Origin of the sequence: Pseudomonas sp. 30_B (genome assembly GCF_017491605.1) — a bacterium.
Classification (GTDB): domain Bacteria; phylum Pseudomonadota; class Gammaproteobacteria; order Pseudomonadales; family Pseudomonadaceae; genus Pseudomonas.
In genome coordinates this window covers 1-435 of the sequence record NZ_JAFGYY010000389.1, presented here as the reverse complement: position 1 = coordinate 435, position 435 = coordinate 1, and the positions used below count along the sequence as shown (strand labels likewise).

The window sequence follows — 435 nt, the reverse complement described above, 5'->3', positions numbered from 1 at the left end:
GGAGATGCCATGTTCTTTCACAACAAACGCCTGCAATACACGGCGCGCGTCGCCGAGACGAATCCCGGCCTCGCGAACCTGCTGCTCGAGCAGTTCGGCGGGCCGCAGGGCGAGCTCGCGGAGGCGGTCGACGAGCAGGCGCAGCTGCATCGCAAGCTGAACGGCGGCGGCAACGACAGCCACGTCACGCAATTGCTGTACGGCGCGGGCGCGCCGCTCGTCAATTCGGGCGCGGTGCCGTGGACGGCCGCGTACGTCGACACGATCGGCGAGCCGACCGCCGACCTGCGCTCGAACATCGCGGCCGAGGCGCGCGCGAAGATCATCTACGAGCGGCTCATCAACGTCACGGACGATCCCGGCATCCGCGACGCGCTCGGCTTTCTGATGACGCGCGAGGTCTCGCACCAGAAATCGTTCGAGAAGGCGCTGTAT

1 protein-coding gene is annotated in these 435 nt (G+C 67.1%); it reads left to right on the top strand.

Annotated features, from left to right (window positions below; all coding sequences use genetic code 11):
- Positions 1 to 9: 9 nt before the first annotated feature.
- On the top strand, positions 10 to 435 hold a 426-nt coding region (locus J5M67_RS28805), incomplete at its 3' end, for a manganese catalase family protein (protein ID WP_207888724.1).